The sequence below is a fragment of the Myxococcus sp. AM009 genome (assembly GCF_013372605.1).
Lineage (GTDB): Bacteria > Myxococcota > Myxococcia > Myxococcales > Myxococcaceae > Myxococcus > Myxococcus vastator.
This window is the reverse complement of sequence record NZ_JABXEP010000031.1, coordinates 26,945-44,498: the sequence shown is the minus strand read 5'-3', so window position 1 is coordinate 44,498 and position 17,554 is coordinate 26,945. Positions and strand designations below refer to the sequence as shown.

Below are 17,554 nucleotides of genomic sequence, written 5' to 3'. Positions count from 1 at the left end.
ATCTGGAGCACGACATGTTCGAATGGAGTACGCACAGGCGGCGTGCCGGGTGGGGCGCGTTGTCGCTGACGCTGGCCCTTGGCACGGGCTGCGGGGGCGGCATGACAGAGCCGACCACGCCCCCACCGGAAGCCCCCGAGCCCGGGCTCGCCGTGGAGCTCGCGGGTGACTTCGTGGCCATCCCCCGGGAGCTGAGCAAGGAGCAGCGGCACCACGTCGACCAGAAGCTGGGCGGCGTGGTGGAGGACGCGGGCAAGAGCTTCTATCTGGCCATCCGTCGCAGCGAGCTGCGCCAGCGCTGGTTCCTCACGGCGTTCGCCAAGCAGTACCACCCCGGAGGCGTGGGCAACCGCGCGGGCGAAGTGCTGGGCAGCCGGGTGGTGAGCTTCGAGGAGCAGAACGGCAAGCTCTTCGTCTTCGACGTCGACAAGCGCAAGGTGATGAGTGACGTGTTCGACCCGCAGATCCTGGTCGAGGCGTATCCCATCGTCACCGACTACCGCCCGTTCAACCGGCTGCCCGGCGCGAGCCAGTACGTGCTCATCGACCCCACGGCAGGCCTCAACCGCTACGGCGTCGTCGGCGACAGGGTCGGGCAGAGTGGCGTCCACCTCCAGGTGGAGCTGAGCTTCGCGCAGCGCTTCCGGCGGCTCGCCGACGGGGTCGCCTACGAGCAGGTCTTCACCGGCTACGCCGACCTCCCCTGGGAGTGGGCGTCCTACTACGGCGAGGACAATGCCTTCCGGACCGCGGGGACGCTGGCCATCTCCCTTCGCAAATACAAGGAGGGGCAGGGCTACACCCCCACCCCGTTGCCGCCCCGGGAGCTCTACTTCCGCAGCGACAGGCGGCTCGTGCCCAACACGACCGCGGAGCAGTTCGAACAGGTGGCCCTGAAGTGGAACATCCACCCCGGCATGAAGCCCATCCGCTGGCACATCATGGACACCGTGCTCGCGGCGCAGCAGGACCCTCGCCTGCAGCCGTATGACGTCGTGGGCGCGATGAAGCGCGGCATCGAAGGATGGAACGCCGCGTTTGGCTTCCCCGTGTTCGAGGCGGTGGTCGGCGGAGGCATTCAGGACTTCGCCGACGACGACCGCAACGTCGTCATCTTCGACTCGGACGAGCTGATGCCCATGGCCTTCGCGAACTGGCGCAGCAATCCCATCACCGGTGAGATTCGAGGGGCCAGCGTCTACCACTCGGTGAGCTGGCTGCTGTTCGCTGTGGAGGCCTTCGCGGAGGAGGCCCCGCTCACCGAGCGCGTCGCCGAGTTGGCCACCGCGCCCCCCGCGCCGAGGCTCCGGCTGTCCTGGTCCGGCCTTGAAGGCACCGCGCCTTGTGAGCTGAGCGCATCGGACCCACGCCAGGTGCGCGCCCGACTCCAGGCCTCGGCCCACCCTAGGCTCGCGGCGCTCACCCAGAAGCAGAAGGTGGAGGCGCACATCACGCACGTCATGCTCCACGAGGTGGGGCACACGCTGGGACTGCGCCACAACTTCTCCGGTTCGCGCGTCAACGACGGCAGCCCCAACAGCCTCGTCTCCACCTCGGTGATGGACTACCTGCTCGACGAGGACCGGGCCCTCATGGATGCCCCGGGCGTCTACGACGTGCGCGCCGTCCGCTACCTCTATGGCCTGTCATCCGAGCTGCCCGCGACGGACGCCTTCTGCTCGGATGACGACCGCCGCGTCGACCCGTACTGCGCCACGTATGACCGCTTCGGTGATTCCCTCATGCTGCATCATGGCCCCGTGTTCCAAGGGCACCAGGACGCCCTGCTGACCAGCCCCCATCCCTGGCCCCGCCTGCAGTTCTACTTCGACTACGTGTCCTCGCCGTACCTGGGGTTCCTGCGCCTCACCGACCCGGCAAGCCAGGCCACGGCCTACGCGCTGGCCATGCAGAAGCTCCGGCCGCCGCTCGTGATTCCCCCGGGCGCCCGGCCGGACTACGCGGCCCGCGCGGACGAGCTCACCCGGCGCATCTTCCAGCGGCTGTACCTGGACCCTGCGTCGAGCCGGGGCAGCTTCACCAGCGACCCGCCGCCATCCCCCGCGCTGCTGACGCCCATGCTGGCGGACATCGAGGCCATCGTGCTCAACACGGACGGCGTGCGCAGCCACGCGGCGCGCCGCACCCTGGTGGACGTCCTCAAGGCCCAGCAGTCGCTCGGCGCGTACCTGCTGCTGCGCGAGCTGCGCGACTCGCTCAACGCCAGCCTGCCCTCGCTGCCTCCTGAAGAGCAGGTGCTGACCGAGGACCTGGTGACGCGCATCTCGGTCGCCCTGGCGCCCTACTACCGCTGAGAGGAGCGTGAACCTCCGGGCCCGTGCCTCGCGTGTTCGAGGCATGGGCCCGGAGGACGCAAATGCCGCGTGCCCACTCGCCTGGGCGCAAAAATTTCGCGCCCCGACTCCAGCCGCTCAAGCGGCGTGAAAATTCATACGCGCTCGCGAGATGAGACTGGCCGTATGCACAACCGCTGCTACGGTGTTCCGCGTGTCCTCGGCCTCCCGCACACTCCTGGCAGTGGCCCTGGGGCTGACCCTGGGCGCGGCCATTGGCATCGGCGGCTACACCTTCGCGTACGCGAAGGGCTCGGCCTACTTGCAGGACGACCCAGCCGCCTGCGCCAACTGCCACATCATGACCGAACAGTACGATGGCTGGAGCAAGAGCAGCCACCACGCGGTGGCCACCTGCAACGACTGCCACACGCCGTCAGGACTGGTTCCCAAGTACCTCAACAAGGCGAGCAACGGCTTCTGGCACTCCTTCTACTTCACCACCGGCACCTTCCCCGACCCCATCCGCATCCGCCCGCACAACCGGATGGTCACGGAGAACGCCTGCCGGAAGTGCCACGCCAGCCTCGTGGAGAGCATCGAAACGCCCCACGGCGACTCGCTGCAGTGCCTCACCTGCCACAACTCCGTGGGGCACCCCGAAGGCTCCGGGAACCCCGAACTCATCCGTCAGGAGGTTGAACGATGACCGAGCCCGAGAAGCAACGGCGCTTCAGCGGCGTCAAGCTGGTGATTGCCGTGGCGGTGGCGGCCGCCCTGGCCGCCGCTGGCGTCACCGCGCTCCTGGTCAACATCATGGAGCGCAAGCAGGAGGCGAAGAATCCCTTCTACCGGGTGGTGGAGTTGGACGACACCATCGCCGACCCGGAGGTGTGGGGGCGGAACTTCCCGCTGCAGTACGACAGCTACAAGCGCACGGTGGACCAGCAGCGCACCCGCTACGGCGGAAGTGAAGCCGTGGCGCGCACGCCTTCCCAGGCGGACCCACGCAGCGTCGTCGCGCAGAGCCGGCTCGAGGAGGATCCGCGGCTGGTGACGATGTGGAGCGGCTACGCCTTCGCCACCGACTTCCGCGAGGAGCGCGGCCACGCGCACATGCTGGAGGACCAGGTCTACACCGAGCGCCAGCACGTGACGCAGCAGCCGGGCACCTGCATCCACTGCCACGCCAGCGTGTACGTGCCCTACAAGAAGCTCGGTGACGGCGACCTCATCAAGGGCTTCGAGAAGATGAACCAGATGCCCTTCATGGAGGCGCGCAAGCAGGTGGAGCACCCTGTCTCATGCATCGACTGCCACGACCCCACCACGATGCAGCTGCGCGTGACGAGGCCTGGCTTCATCGAGGGCATCGCCGCGCTCAAGGCCAGCCAGGGCGTTCCCAACTTCCGGGTGAATCAGGACGCGACGCGCCAGGAGCTGCGCACGTACGTGTGCGGGCAGTGCCACGTCGAGTACTACTTCAAGGGCAAGGAGAAGCGCCTCACGTACCCCTGGGCCAAGGGCATCAACATCGATCAGATCATGGCCTACTACGACGAGGACGGGCACTCTGACTGGACGCACGCGCTCACGGGCGCCAAGGTGCTGAAGGCGCAGCACCCCGAGTTCGAGCTGTACAACCAGGGCATCCACGCCAAGAGCGGCGTGGCCTGCGCGGACTGCCACATGCCCTTCATGCGTGAGGGGGCGATGAAGGTCAGCGACCACCACGTGCGCAGCCCGCTGCTGAACATCAACCGCGCCTGTCAGACGTGCCACAAGTGGAGCGAGGCGGAGCTGCTCCAGCGCGCGGAGACCATCCAGACGCGCACCTTCGAGACGCGGAACATCGCCATGGACGCGCTGGTGGACCTCATCCATGACCTCGAGTCCGCGCGGAAGGCGGGCCTGCCCGAGGAGGCGCTCGCCAAGGCGCGCGACCTGCAGAAGCGCGCCCAGTTCTACCTGGACTTCGTGGAGGCGGAGAACTCCATGGGCTTCCACGCGGACCAGGAAGCGGTGCGCATCCTGAGCAACTCCATCAACTTCTCGCGCCTGGGTCAGAACGCGCTGCGTCCCGGTGGCGGCGCCTCCACCAGCCCCACCACGCGGCCCCAGGGCGCTCCGGCGCCCGTGTCCACGGCTGGCGCCGGTGAGACGCAGCAAGGCTTGAAGTAGGCACGGCGAGCGGAAGCGAGCGGTGCCCGCTTCCGCCCTCCACCGAAGGTGCTACTCGGCGCGGACCCAGTACTGGGTGCGCCCCAGCAGCGACATGCCGACGTAGCCGCGGACCTTCAGCTTCTTGCCGCCATCCTCGACGGCGACCTTGCACTTGTAGGTCTTGCCATTCGCGGGGTCGAGGATCTTCCCGCCGGACCACTCGTCATCATCCTTCTCCAGGTCGCGAAGGATGGTCATCCCGATGATGGGCTGGTTCTTCAGCGAGCCCTCGCACTTGTCGCAGAGCGGGTTCTGCTCTTCCTTGGGCTCGCGGAAGAGCTTCTCGATCTTCCCGTACAGCTTGCCGTTCTCCTCGTAGATGGCGATGACGGACTTGGGCTTCTTCGTCTCGTCATCGATGGTCGTCCACCGGCCGACGGCGGCATTGGGCGCGGCGGGGGCCTTGTCCTCGGCGACGGCGTTCGACGCCAGCAGCAGCGTCAGTGAAGCGAGTCCAAACCAACGGGTTGCGTTCATGTCTTGGTGTCCTTCCGCGCGGGGGCTCACGCAGGAGGCACCATGCGTACAAGCCCCGCATCACTTCGCTTGTACTCCACCGCCGTGCCGGCACTCAAACGTGCCGCCTCGCGTCATGGTGTCTCATCGCGGTGTTATCGAAGGCGACCGGGCGCTCCAAGGCCCGAGCGCGCGGAGGAAAGCGGGTCTCTCCCGCGTTGCGCCGGGTGGCGCCAGCGTGTACCCCCCTCGAGGCGCCGTGTCCTCGCGGTGTCCGATTCTGGAGGCTCCGCCTGACGCTCGCCACCACCGCCCGCCCCCGCGTCCTCGTGCTCGCCGATGGCGTCGCGCGCTCCCGGGCTCACGACCTGGCGCTCGTGCTCGGCGGCGCGCTGCTCACGGCGGGGCTCGCGCAAGTCTCCATTTCAGTGCCGGGCTCGCCCGTTCCCATCACCGGTCAGTCCCTGGGCGTCATCGTCGCTGCCGCGGCGCTCGGCCCCGCGCGAGGCCTGGCCGCGCAGGTGCTGTATCTCCTGATGGGCGCGGCGGGTCTGCCGTTCTTCGCGGAGGGCGCCAGCGGCCTGGAACGCATCCAGGGCGCAACCGGGGGCTACCTGGTCGGCTTCGTCCCAGCGGCCTTCCTGGTGGGGCTGGCGGCCCAACGTGGCCTTGACCGGCGTCCGTGGACCGCGCTGCCGCTCTTTGTCGTGGGCCAACTGGCCGTCTTCGCCGTCGGCCTGCCCTGGCTCGTCCTGTCCGCCCGGCTCGGCGTGGCCAAGGCCCTTGGCGCCGGCTTCATGCCCTTCCTTCCTGGCGGGCTCCTCAAGGCCGCCATCGCCGCCGTGCTGCTGCCCCTCGCGTGGCGGCTGGTGGGGCCACGCAAGGAGTGACTCCTCCACGTCGGTCCCGTGCTTCGCCACCGCCGGAGGCCCGCGGCGCCCGCGATGGTGAATGAGGGACGTGCCGATGTTCTCGATGAGGACGTCCACCTGGTACAGCAGGTGGGTCACCCGCAGGTCGCTGCCCACGCGGACCACCGACGTCGCGGAAGTCGGCGAGGGCGCGAAGAGCTCCACCGTCAGGTTGGAGGAGCTGCCGTACCCCGCAGACGAGAAGCCGGAGATGCCCAGGTCGGCGCTCGCCACGCCCCAGCCTTCGCAGGGAGTGCCCGGGGCGGCCGCCTCGCCATTCGTGGGCAGGTAGCGCAATCGAGAGTGCGCCGAGCATCGCCGCGTTCATCAACCACCGTGAATCCATGGGGAGTCGCATCCAGCATCTCCTGAGCCCGGGGATGGGCGTGCGGAGCAGCTGCGGTCCGGTGTGCCGCCGCGATGCCAGTCCTGGAGGCCCATGAGCACGAGCCCATCCCACGGTGGGGAGCCCGTGGTCACAAGGGCTTGGAACGCGCGGAGCCTGAACGGCCCCAGCGCCACAACGCCAGGAGCATGAGCAGCGCCGCGGCGATGACCAGCGCCCCGGCCAGTCCAGCCATCGGCGCCCCCTCCTCGCGAGGCATCGCGGCCACCAGCGCGGCGTCGCCGAGCACCACCAGCCCTGCCCAGGCCGCCGGTGGCAGCCCCGCGTCGATGGCCTCGAGCTGCGCGGCCCGCAGCGCCGCGGAGACACTCAAACCCGTGGCCAGGTGCCGGTAGAAGTCTTCCACCAGGTCCGCCGCTTCCTCGTCGCGCAACGGCCACAAGCTGGCCACCACCGCGCTCGAACCCGCCTCGAAGAAGGCCCGCGCGAGGCTCAGCACACCCTCACCCGGCAGCACCGCTCCGGAGGCGCTGCGGCACGCGGACAGCACCACCAGCGCGCCGTCGAGACGCAACTGGGTGATTTCGCGCGGCTGGAGGATGCCGTCCTCGTCGTCCGCCCCCGGGTTGAGCACCAACGCGGAGCGCTCCGGGGCCTCTGCGTCCACCACGGCGTGCGCCGCCAGGTGCAGCACCCGGACCCTCGACAGGTCCGCGCGCTTGAGCGCGCGCTCCGAGGCCTCCGTGCCCACCAACAGCCGGGGGACGACGTGGGTGTCTCGCAGCTCCTTCGCCACCCCGAGCCCTTCGCGACGGGCCTCGGGCAGCGCGCCGAGCCGCGCGGCCTCCTCGAAGATTCCAGTCCGAACGCGCGCCGCCGACCGCGACACACCCTGGCCCAGGACCCACTCGGGGTCCGCCAGCACCAGCGCCTCACCGACAGGCCTGAACGGGGACTCCCCGTGCCAGTGCCGCCACAAGCTCGCCGAGGGCACCAGGGCCAGTTCGTAGCGAGCGACCAGTGGCGGCCCGTCCCGACGCTCCCGCAGCGCGGCGAAGGGGAGGTCATGCAGCGGCCCATCCGGAACCAACAGCAGCCGCCGAACCGTGGGGGGCAGCCCCGCGAGCGCCGGCCCGAGCAGCTGCGCGTGAAGCGCCACCGCCGCGCCGCGCTCGGAGCCATCCCTGCGCTCGATGAGCCCGGAGAACAGCGTGGCCGCCGCCGCGAGCCGCGTGCGCTCGGGGATGCGATGGACGTGGGTTCCCCCCCGTGTCGCCACGAACAGCCACGCACCACCCGCCGACGTTCCAGTGAGGTCCTCATCGTCCCCCACGAGGAAGACCAGCAGCGCCTCGTCCTCCGCCAGCCCCTGCTCCACGGCCGCCAGCGAGGCGAACTCCCGCGCGCCGTGGCGAGGCGCCGGGCGCAGGTCCCGCTCGCGGCGCTCCAGCTCCTGGAGTTCCTTCAGGGCCGCCTCGCGTCCATCGCTCGCGAGCGACGGGTCCAAGAGCTGGCGTTGGACCGCCACCAGCCGCGATTGCACCTCGCTCCGCTGCGCCCGGCGCTCGGGCGTGTCCCCGGAGTCCGCGAGTGCTCGCGAGGCGACCAGGGCATCGAGCAGCGTCCTCGCCCGGAGCCGCTCGCTCACGGCGAAGGCCCGCGACACAGCCTCCCGGAAGGGGAGCGTGGCGGGCTTGCCCGTCGCCCCGCCAGCCTCCAACGTCCAGCCAGCGAGCCGCTGGTAGTCACGAGCCCACGTGGCGAACAGCTCCGCCTGGCTGGAGGCATCGGTTGGCGTCTGGCGCAGGGACTCCAGCGCGTCCAGGGCGCGCTCGGCATGCGCCAGTGCCTGGGGCAAGGGCTGTGTCCGATACGCCACCGTGCCGCGGCCTCGAAGGGCCAGCGCCAGGAACAGCGGGTCGTCTCCTCCGGAGGCCAGTCGCAGCGACGCCTCCGAGTCCTGAATGGCTCCGGCCGGGTCCACGTCTGCCCGCCGCTCCGCGCGCGTCCAGAGACACGCCAGCCGCCGCTCGTTTGAATCCAGCGACTCCGCGAGCGCCATGCAGCGCTCCAGGAGCGCGTCCGCCTCACGGCGCTCCTCGGGGGTGCCTCCCAACAGGTCCGCCGTGAGACGCACCGCCCGGGCCTCCAGCGTGGGGTTCCCCGCCCGCTCCGCGGCGGCCAGGGCCTGCCGCGCCAACGCCAACGCTCGCGTCCGGTCCGCCGGCACGTGGTCCCGCTCGAGCCGCCGCAGCGCGACGTTGGCGAGCGAGAAGCGCGCATGCGCTTCCAGGAAGAGGTCGCCAGTGCTCCGGGTCAACTCCACCAACCGGGCATTGACGTCCGAGGCCTCCTCCAACTGGCCCAGCCGCTCGCTCACCGTGCTCATGACGGACAGGTACTGCTTCTTCAGCCCTTCCGCGCCGTCCGGGAAGACGAGCGGCTCGGCGCGCTTGAGCACACGGAAGGCCCGGCCCAGGTCGAGCGCCACCTCGTAGAGCTGGCTGGCCTCGACGATGAGCGCGCGGGCGTGGAGCGCTGGCCGGCCGGAGGCGCTCGCCACCTCCACCACGCGCCGCGTCCAATCCCAGGACTCCTGGGTGCGCCCTTGCGCCAGGAGGATGGCGCGCAGGTTGATGGCCGCCAGCACCTCACCCTCCGCATCCTGGAGCCGGCGGAACGTCTGCGCCGCGCGGAGATAGGGACCTTCCGCCGCCTTGCTGCTGGACAGCATCCCGACATGCCCGAGCACGAGCGACAGCCAGCCGTGGTCGGGGTGACGCTCCACCAGGGACGTCAGCTCGCGCACGACAGCGTCACGAGCGGAAGCGACCTGGGCACATTGGTAGAAGCACATCGCCGCCTCCCGGCCCTCTGGCCGCGCGGCGAAGCGCTCCCGGCACGACTCGAGCAAGGGAGGCTGGGGAGGGCCTGGCGCCGCGGAGGAGGCCAGGCCCGGACACACCGAGAGAATGGCCCCCAGCAGGAAGGTGAGGAGCCTCCTGTTGCTTCTTTCGGACCGGTGCGTCCGGAGCGACACGTCAGCGGGTGGGCGGCGGCGGCGGCGGCGGGTCGACGGGCTCGCACTTGAGCGTCACGGGCCCCGGGGGAGGAGGCGGTGGCCTGGGCATCGCCAGCTCGAAGTAGCAGTTCTGGGGCCAGGTCCAGGAGTCCGGATCCACAACGGACCAGCGCTCCACCGTCACCACCGCCAGGGAGACGGTCTCCCCGCTCACCGTGGCGATGGCGCGCGCGAACAGCGGGTCCGCGGTGCGTGCCACGTAGCTCAGGCGCAGGGGCGCATCCGGGTCCACCACGCCCGTGGTCTGCGCGACGACGGCACCCGAGGGGTCGACGAGTTGGAGCGTCATGGACTGGCTCGCGCCGGTGCGAACGCCCGCCTCCATCACCGAGGCCACCACCTGGTCTCCCGCCTCGCCGTGGCTGGCATCCGTCTTCACCGCGCGGGTGACGGGGGCCGGCTGACTCCACGCCTGCCCGGCCCCACCGGCCACTCCCATCAGGAGCGCCACCAGTCCCGCGCGCATCCACTGTCGTGTCTTCATGCCCAGCTCCGCTTTCATGAGGCCCTCCATGGGCTCCGGACCGCCCGTTTCACTCCAGCCGGTTGACGAACGTGGCGCCGCGAAGCACCTGCCCGTCCGGCAACCGCGCTTCCACCTGCCACAGCAACGTCGTTCCCGGCTTCACCGGTGCCAGCACCTCGGAAGGCACCCGGTACTCACGCGCCTCCAGCGAGTCCACGCGGTGAACCCAGCCCAGGTCCTCCGTGGACAGCCGCACCGACCAGCGGGTTCCCTCGGGACCGCCGCTCCAGCGCAGCACACAGGCGTCGCGCCTGAGAGGCACCGCCTCTGGCACCTGGGAGACGACCGCCGCCGTGTCGCCGCCACGCAGCAGCGGCTGCTCCGGTTCTTCCCGCATCACCACGCCCACCACGATGAGGGCCAGGGCCGCGGTCGCCGCCACACCCCACAGGGGCTGGCTCCATGCGAAGCGGAACCGGCGCTTCTGCCGCGCTTCATCATCGCCGCGCCGGGTGCGTGGACGGTCCACCCGGGGCGCCACGGGAGGCACGGCCTCCGCGGCGGAGCGCGTCAGTTCGTTCGCGAGCCGCCAGGCCGCCGCCCAGGCCGGGTCCTCCGCCACACGCTCGATGACCGCGCGGCGCTCTTCGGCCGGTAGCTCGCCGCTCACCGCGCGCCAGATGAGGTCCGCATCCACCGGCGCCTCCGCGCGCTCCACCGGGTCCTCGGCACGCACGGCGGCGCGCAGACGCTCGACGGTGGCGTCATCGGGCTTCGTCTCGTCGCGTCCTCGCTCGCTCACGGCTCGAATCCCTTCGCGGAGAGGCACAGGCGCAGCGCGGCCAGGCCCCGGTAGATGAGGTTCTCGGTGCGCTTGTCGTCCCAGCCCAACAGCCGCGCGGACTCCGGCACGCTGTGGCCCTGCAGGTACAGCGTCACCGCCAGCCGGCGGTCCTGGACCAGCTTGCGCAGACAGTCGCGCACGGCCTGGGCAATCTGGGAGCCTCCCGCGGCCTTCTCCGGGTCGCCCGATGCCACCGGCGGCTCGGACAGCGACTCCACCACTTCCAGCTGGACCTCACGGCGGCGCGACACGTTGCGCAGCTCGTCCACCAGCGCGGTGTAGGCGACGCGGTACAAGTAGGCGGAGGTCAACCGGCTGCGGTCGGGCTCGCGCCGTTGCAACTCCATGACGCGCATCATCGCCGTCTGCACCAGGTCATCACGGCGATCGGCCATGTGGGGCGGACACACCCGGGCCACTGCACGGGCCAGGTCCTCGCGCAGCTGCTCCAGCACCTCCGAGGGGCGAGAGACCATGGCCTGTGCCGGCCTGTGCCGTGGCTCCACGTGAAAGTTCCTCCGAGGTGCATTCATGGTCATCGAAAGGTCCCTCCCGCGGCAAGCGTGGTGGCGGATTCGACGCGTATTCCGGGAGCCTGGACGACTACGGCAGGGCTGCATCCCAGACGAGGATGTGCGACCGCGTGTCGGCGTCGGTGAGGCGCAGCTGGCGCCCGGCGGAGTCGGTTTCCCAGGTGTGCGTGGCTAGATCGTGTGCGCCTTGCCACCTGAACGGGGGACGGCATTTTTCCCCCTCATGTCCGTGCGCTGCATTCCGGCGCTTCAAGGGTCAGCGCTTGACCCGAAGCACCTGGAAGCCCACGCCCGCGCTCCCGAAGCCGCTCGCATCCTCCACGCGCACCACCAGCTCCCCGGATGGCAGCGCGCCCCAGACGTCCGCGCGCGTCAGGTCCGCGCCGCTCATCCGCTCGTACCGACGTGACTCCTGCCACGTCACGCCGTCCGCGCTGATGAAGAGCCGCGCGAACACGTCACCGGACGCATGGACGTCCCCAGCGACAGACCAGGCCGTGCCCATCACCCAGCCCCCTCCGGGCACCGCGGTGAGCGAGTACGCCGGCCCCGGCAGCTCCAGCAGCGAACGCACGGTCCCATCCGGAGACAGGCGCAGGAGCTTCGGGTGTTCGGGCTCGAACAACGTTGACTGGCCAAGGAGCAGTGCCCCGCCCGGCTGCGCCACGCCCGCCACGGCGTTGGCCCCATAACCACGCAGCAGTGACGTCCAGGTCCGCCCACCATCCGAGGAGCGCCTCACCGCGGCCTGCGCCTCGCTGCTCCCCAGGGTCGCCCACAGCGTGCCCGTCGCCGGGTCCGCCACCAGGGTATAGCCGTGCCGGTGCGCCGTGAACGTGGAGCGCACGGACCACGTGGCCCCGCCGTCCGTGGTGGCCCAGAGCCGAATCGGCACGGCGGCCGAGGTGAAGGATTGGTACTCGAGGAAGAACCACGTGCTCCCCAGGCGCGCGAAGCTCTGCGGTCCCCGCGCACGATATGTGCCCAGGCGCAGCGGGTTCTCCCACGTCATCCCCCCGTCCGTGGAGCGCTGGAGGACGTACTCTCCGCTGTGACTGGCCACCGCCAGGAGCGTCCCCTCGTCCATCGCCGCCACCGTCCACAGGTTGCCACCCCGCTGCCCCCGAGCCGAGAAGGTGTGCCCACCGTCCGTGCTCGCCATCAACCGCGAGCGCGGGCCCCCCGCGGGAATGCCATACAGCGTGCCGGCCCCGTCCACCGCGAGCAGCTCATGCGTGGAATGGGAGCGCACGAGCTCCAGGACGAAAGGCCCCGGGCCAGGCTCCGGCTCCGGCGGGGGCGCGTCATCGAGCACCAGCGACACCCGCGACACCGAACCCCACGAGCCCGCATCCACCGCTTCGCCATAGAGGCAAGGCACCTCGCCGCTGCCCTCCGGCAGGACATCCACGGCGTTGAGATACCCCTTGAACGTCGCATCCCCGTCGAGCGTCACCGCGCTCCCGAGCGCGCCATCCTCGTCCACCGTGCGCACGCGCAGCTCGTAGTTCGCGTTGAGCGCCCGCACCCGGTTGTAGAAGACATACAACGTGTCGCCGATGCGGGTGATGGCAGGCTGGGTCGCCCAGTCCGAGCTGCCCTCCACCAGCACCCGGGAACCGAAGCTGCTCCCGTCAAAGTGCCGGTAGTAGAGCTTCTCCAGCTCGTCCTTGTAGACGAGGTGCATGCCCCCCTTCCCATCCGCCACCGCGCTCAACGCCGCGCCATGGTAGATGCCGTCGGAGAAGGCCTGGCGCACCGGCCCCCACGTGCCCAACGGGTCCGATTCAGAGCGGATGCGCATGCGCGCGGGTTCCCAGCCGTCATGCATCCCGTACAGGAAGACGAGCTTCGTCCCCACGCTGAGCAGCCGGCCCCCACCCCGCCGGCGGACCTTGTCCAGCGGCTGAACCGAACCGAAGTGCTGCCCCCCATTCGTGGACACGGAGACCACCGCCGTGGCGCCGCCGTCGAGGTCCAGGCGGAAGGCCTGGACCCACAGCCGTCCCTGTGCGTCGCGCGCCAGCAAGGCCCGTGAGTAGGCCGTGCTGGCGTCCGCGTTGAACACCCGCACCGCGGGCTCCGGCGCCCAGGTATTCGCCCCGGGCTGATGGCGCCACCACTGGAAGTAGACGTCGTGCTGACTGGACGCCGCCAGTTGCGGCCCCTCGTAGGAGTAGACAAGCGCCACATCCATGCCCACGACCAGCAGCTCCGCCCGGTCCGTGTGCGCGGCGTCGGGCTGGATGTCCCCCACCCGTCGCAGGGTTTGCAGGGCGTCCTCGGAGCGGTAGAGCACCAGCCCCTTGCCGTCCACGCCTCCGTGCTGGATGGCCACCAGCCACGTCGGCGGACGATTGCTTCCGGTTTCAATGCGAACAATGTGGCGCTGCGCCGGGAGCGTCAGGGCATTTCCCCCGCTCACCGGCACCAACGCCGAGCCACTCGCCGCCACCACCACGGCGAGCATGGCACCAGCCAACCCCGTCATAAGTCCCCTCCCCGAGCGTCCCACCGGGAAGCTGAGCGCGGGAGCGCACGAAAGGAAGGAGGCCCACGCACCTGAGACGATTCCGCGGGGAGGAGTGAACGAACCGCTGCCCGCGGAGGCACACGCCCATCCATGCGCACTGGCACCAACAGGGACGTCGGACGTGGACTGCCCGACAGGAGGACCAAGCACCCGTTGGTGTTCTCCATCCCGCTGTCGAACCATCACCCGGGGCGACTTCGTCTCATTCGTCACCGATGGTCGCGAGGAAGGGACCACCGCCGCGGGTTGGCCAGCGCGGTTCGCGAGCCTCGAAACGCGAACGGCGGCGCGGACTCAGGACGCGCGAGGCGGCAAAGCGCGCGCTGGCCACCGGAGCGGGTGTCACCCCTCTCCGGTAAAAACGCACATGACTCGTTCGACGTCTCAATGGATGACGCGCTCTGAGTGACTGTCAAGCGCCGGCTGGCGGGCCGTGTCCCTGCTTCATCTGCTACGCCGTCATCGCGGCTCCACATCTCACCCTCTTGCATCCAGGGATTCTCTCCATGCTCCATCCGCACCGGCTCCCACGAGTCCTGGCCTTCGCCCTGCTCCCACTCCTCTCCGCCTGTTCCTCTTCCGAATGCACGGAGCACCGTGACTGCGTGTCCCGTGGACCGGACATCGTCTGCGTGGAGGAGACTTGCGTTCAGGCCTCCACACCCGACGCGGGCACCGTCGACGCAGGAGCGGAAGACGCTGGCGTGGACGCGGGCTCGACGGGCTCGGACGATGCCGGCGCTCCGGACTCGGGCACGGATGCGGGGAGCTCCGCGCCGGAGGCCTCGCTGCGCATCACGGAGATCAACCCGTACGTCCAGCAGGAGCTCATCGAGTTGGTGGCCGTCACCGGCGGTTCGCTGACGGGCATCTCCCTCAAGGAGCTCACCAACTCCGACTTCACCTTCACCTTCCCCCAGGGCTACACGGTGGAGACAGGCGCCGTGCTGGTCCTCCACCTTCGCGGCGCCTGCACGGATGTCCCCGGGGACCCGGCCTCCTGTGGCCAGGACGCCCCCTTCACCGCCGGGGCCTGGGACTTCAGCGTGCCGGGCTCGCTGAGCTACTCCGGCAAGGTCTTCGAACTCTTCGCGTCAGATGGCACGCCCATCGACGGCGTTCCCTTCGTCCGGGCCTCCGGGGAGATGCCCTCCAGCATCGTCGCCGCGGTCCAGCGCCTGCAAGCAGACCGCGTCTGGGACCCGACGCCTTGTGTGCATGACCTCCAGACGGGGTTCGCCCGTGACCGGTACTGCCGCAACATCGCGGTGGACTGGTCCAACATGAACGCGGACGCAAACGTGATGCGCATCGCCGGGGACTCGCCGCTGACGACGCCCGGAACGCGGACGCAGTGGAGTGGCCCCCTGCCTTCACGGTGGGGCACCTACTAGCGAGGTCGACTCCGGGCGCCGCGAGGCGAGACCATGTCTCGGCCCTGACGCTCGTATTATACACCTCGCATGACTCCAACCGAGGCGCGGAAGACCGCGCCGTCGTGGCTCCTGCTCCTGCCACTTCCCGCCATGCTCCTGGGCGCCTTCGTCGCATGGCGAAGTGGCGCTCCCATCGCCGCATTCGCCGTCAATGCGACGGCGGCGGCCCTGGGGGCTGGCGCTGCGGCCATGGTGGGGCGCCTCTCGAGCGCGGCACTCCTGCGAGTCTCCGGCCCCCTCTCCGTCGTCGCGGTGCTGCTCACCGCCTCGACACTGCTCTTTCCGGGCCTCGACGAAGTTCATCGATGGATTGAGCTGGGGCCGATACGCCTCCACGCTTCCGCCGTGGCGGTGCCGTGGGTGCTCCTCGGGATGAGTGAAGCAATGCATCGGCGCTTCTCCGCCGCCGCCGTCCTTGCCGTGGGGTTATCGGCCGTTCATGCCGCGCAACCCGACGCGGGCCAGGGGACCGCCTTCGCGCTGGCTGCGAGCACCCTGCTCGCCCGTGCGCACTCGACGCACTGGCTCCAGCGTGCCGTCAGCTGCACCGTCGTTCTCCTCATCGGCTTCGGTGCATGGCTCCAGCCGGACCCACTCGCCGCGGTTCCTCACGTCGAGCGCATCCTCCAGCTCGCCGCCAGTCTGTCGCCCGCGCTCGGCCTCGTGGCAGTGGTCGCGCTGGCCCTGCTCCTGCTGCCCGCCGCGACAGGCACCGCCGTCGCCACCAGTCTCTTCGTCTACATCGCCGCGACACTCTGCGTGCCGATGCTCGGCAACTTCCCGGTACCCGTCATGGGAGCAGGGGCCGGCCCTGTTCTGGGTTGGTACATGGCAACAGGGATTCTCGCGGCGTCCCGGTGGCGGCTGACACCACGGCACCTGCCCGCGCTGCACCAGGGCCATCACCGAGCCGCGTTGAACCCGGCCCGACCTGGACGGCGGGGCGCTGGGCAGCAGGCCTGAGGCATTCCACCCTGAGCGGAATGTCACAACTCTGAAACCATTCCAAGAATCTTGGAAGCGCGCCGCAACTCTGCCGGGGACCTCCTGACAATGGGAGCAGGAGGTTCCAATGTCCAACTACCGCATCCGCCCTGGTGACACCCTCTCTGGCCTGGCCGCCCGTTTCGGCACCACCGTGTCGAAGCTGGCCCGTGACAACAACATCAAGAACCCTGACCTCATCTACGCGGGCAATACGCTGCGTATCGGGCACTCCGGCCGTGACAGCTTCGACGCAGGCGGGGGCCGTCCGGGCGGTGTCCGCGGTGGCGGGGGCCAGTCGGGTGACGTGGGCGGTCCGACGGGCGCCGGTCCCAGCAACGCGACCGCTGCGATGCGCCGGCTCGCGGACGCTGGCCGCGCGGCCGCACTGGGCATGGGCGGCTACAACAGCCAGGGCCTGTGCGCCACGGGCGTGAGCCGGGCCATCCAGAACGCCTTCGGTGTCAAAGTCTGGGGCAACGGCAACCAGATTGACAACAACCTGCCCCGCGACAAGTTCAAGCAGGTCAACATGTCGTTGGAGGAGGCGCTGAAGATTCCGGGCCTCGTCCTCACCTGGGAGAGCACCTCCACTCGGCTGGGCAGCATCTACGGCCACACGGCAATCACCACCGGCGACGGCCGCTCGTCCGCCAGCGACTTCATCGAGAGCAACACGACCAACAACGGCCGCTCCGGCTTCAAGGTCTTCATGCCCATCGTGTAGCGCTGCGCCGCACAGCCCGTGCCGCTTCCGAAGCCCCTGGTCCCGACAAGGACCGGGGGCTTCGTCGTTTCGAGCGAACCACGCAAGGCGCAGCGGCTCCGCGCCGGCGCGCCACCGGGGGCCGGGCATGGAGGGCCCGCTGTTTTTTCCAACCGACCGATGATTTCCGGCGGCCATGGCGGTCCAACCCTCAAAACCGCTTCACGGAGGACCCCATGACCACGACGACCCACACCGAACTCCAGCACGCCGCCCCGGCCCCCCGCCCGCAGTCGGGCACGCAGTCCTCCTCGAGGAAGGCCCTGTGGACCGGACGCGTCCTGAGCGGCATCGCCGTCCTCTTCCTGCTGTTCGACGCCACCGGCAAGTTGCTCCAGATTCCCGAAGCGCAGAAGGGAACCGTGGAGCTCGGCTACCCCGTCAGCGTGCTCTTCGGCCTGGGAGTCGTTCAGTTGGTGTGCCTGGCCGTGTACCTCATTCCGCGCGTCTCCGTGCTGGGCGCCATCCTGTGGACCGGCTATCTCGGAGGCGCGGTCGCGACCCACGTCCGGGTCGGCAACCCGCTCTTCTCCCACATGCTCTTCCCCGTCTACATCGCGACGCTGCTCTGGCTGGGGCTCTGGCTGCGCGACTCGCGGCTCCGCGCCGTCCTTCCGGGCCGGGCCACCTCGCCATAGTCTTTGGAGGGACTCGAAACCCGGGGTGAGCCGCTGCGCGCC

15 protein-coding genes are annotated in these 17,554 nt (G+C 69.9%); 9 read left to right on the top strand and 6 right to left on the bottom strand.

Annotated elements, in window-relative coordinates; translation table 11 throughout:
• The first annotated feature begins 14 nt into the window (after positions 1-14).
• From HV824_RS10745 to HV824_RS10735, 3 genes are all read left to right on the top strand, one after another.
• Positions 15-2,315 carry a zinc-dependent metalloprotease gene (locus HV824_RS10745; protein WP_176423202.1) on the top strand — a complete coding sequence of 767 codons (2,301 nt, stop codon included), beginning with the start codon at positions 15-17 and terminating at the stop codon, positions 2,313-2,315.
• 184 nt (positions 2,316-2,499) lie between these two features.
• On the top strand, positions 2,500-3,003 hold the full coding sequence (nrfH, locus tag HV824_RS10740) for a cytochrome c nitrite reductase small subunit (RefSeq protein ID WP_176417467.1): 504 nt from the start codon (positions 2,500-2,502) through the stop codon (positions 3,001-3,003).
• Positions 3,000-4,475: an ammonia-forming cytochrome c nitrite reductase subunit c552 gene (locus HV824_RS10735; protein WP_176417466.1), complete on the top strand. Its 1,476-nt coding sequence runs from the start codon at positions 3,000-3,002 to the stop codon at positions 4,473-4,475. The genes nrfH and HV824_RS10735 overlap by 4 nt, the downstream gene beginning before the upstream one ends.
• Before the next feature lie 51 nt (positions 4,476-4,526).
• On the opposite strand, the gene HV824_RS10730 is transcribed toward HV824_RS10735, so the two are convergent.
• The gene (locus tag HV824_RS10730; protein WP_176423201.1) at positions 4,527-4,994 is read right to left on the bottom strand and encodes a DUF2147 domain-containing protein; all 468 of its coding nucleotides are present in this window, start codon (positions 4,992-4,994) and stop codon (positions 4,527-4,529) included.
• A gap of 308 nt (positions 4,995-5,302) precedes the next feature.
• On the opposite strand from HV824_RS10730, the gene HV824_RS10725 reads away from it, so the two are divergent.
• On the top strand, positions 5,303-5,863 hold the full coding sequence (locus HV824_RS10725) for a biotin transporter BioY (protein WP_368670914.1): 561 nt from the start codon (positions 5,303-5,305) through the stop codon (positions 5,861-5,863).
• Positions 5,864-5,939: 76 nt separating this feature from the next.
• The gene (locus HV824_RS10720) at positions 5,940-6,176 is read left to right on the top strand and encodes a hypothetical protein (RefSeq protein WP_176423200.1); all 237 of its coding nucleotides are present in this window, start codon (positions 5,940-5,942) and stop codon (positions 6,174-6,176) included.
• Between the two features lie 184 nt (positions 6,177-6,360).
• Here HV824_RS10720 and HV824_RS10715 read toward each other — a convergent pair whose 3' ends face one another.
• From HV824_RS10715 to HV824_RS10695, 5 genes are all read right to left on the bottom strand, one after another.
• Positions 6,361-9,144, bottom strand: a complete 2,784-nt coding sequence (locus tag HV824_RS10715) for a CHAT domain-containing protein (protein WP_255207928.1) — start codon at positions 9,142-9,144, stop codon at positions 6,361-6,363.
• A gap of 127 nt (positions 9,145-9,271) precedes the next feature.
• On the bottom strand, positions 9,272-9,814 hold the full coding sequence (locus HV824_RS10710; RefSeq protein ID WP_255207927.1) for a hypothetical protein: 543 nt from the start codon (positions 9,812-9,814) through the stop codon (positions 9,272-9,274).
• 31 nt (positions 9,815-9,845) lie between these two features.
• On the bottom strand, positions 9,846-10,580 hold the full coding sequence (locus HV824_RS10705) for a hypothetical protein (protein WP_368670913.1): 735 nt from the start codon (positions 10,578-10,580) through the stop codon (positions 9,846-9,848).
• Complete coding sequence (locus HV824_RS10700) at positions 10,577-11,098, bottom strand: RNA polymerase sigma factor (RefSeq protein ID WP_255207926.1); 522 nt, start codon at positions 11,096-11,098, stop codon at positions 10,577-10,579. Before HV824_RS10700 ends, HV824_RS10705 begins: the two co-directional genes overlap by 4 nt.
• 313 nt (positions 11,099-11,411) lie before the next feature.
• A complete protein-coding gene (locus HV824_RS10695; protein ID WP_176417462.1) occupies positions 11,412-13,646 on the bottom strand; it encodes an exo-alpha-sialidase in 2,235 nt (744 codons plus the stop codon).
• A gap of 647 nt (positions 13,647-14,293) precedes the next feature.
• On the opposite strand from HV824_RS10695, the gene HV824_RS10690 reads away from it, so the two are divergent.
• The 4 genes from HV824_RS10690 (at position 14,294) to HV824_RS10675 (ending at position 17,512) form a co-directional block, all read left to right on the top strand.
• The gene (locus HV824_RS10690; RefSeq protein ID WP_368670912.1) at positions 14,294-15,082 is read left to right on the top strand and encodes a hypothetical protein; all 789 of its coding nucleotides are present in this window, start codon (positions 14,294-14,296) and stop codon (positions 15,080-15,082) included.
• A 132-nt stretch (positions 15,083-15,214) separates the two neighbouring features.
• Positions 15,215-16,087, top strand: a complete 873-nt coding sequence (locus HV824_RS10685; RefSeq protein ID WP_176417460.1) for a hypothetical protein — start codon at positions 15,215-15,217, stop codon at positions 16,085-16,087.
• A gap of 109 nt (positions 16,088-16,196) precedes the next feature.
• Positions 16,197-16,835 (top strand): LysM domain-containing protein, encoded by a 639-nt coding sequence (locus HV824_RS10680; protein ID WP_176417459.1) that lies wholly within the window; start codon positions 16,197-16,199, stop codon positions 16,833-16,835.
• 215 nt (positions 16,836-17,050) lie between these two features.
• The gene (locus HV824_RS10675; protein WP_176417458.1) at positions 17,051-17,512 is read left to right on the top strand and encodes a DoxX family protein; all 462 of its coding nucleotides are present in this window, start codon (positions 17,051-17,053) and stop codon (positions 17,510-17,512) included.
• Positions 17,513-17,554: the final 42 nt, after the last annotated feature.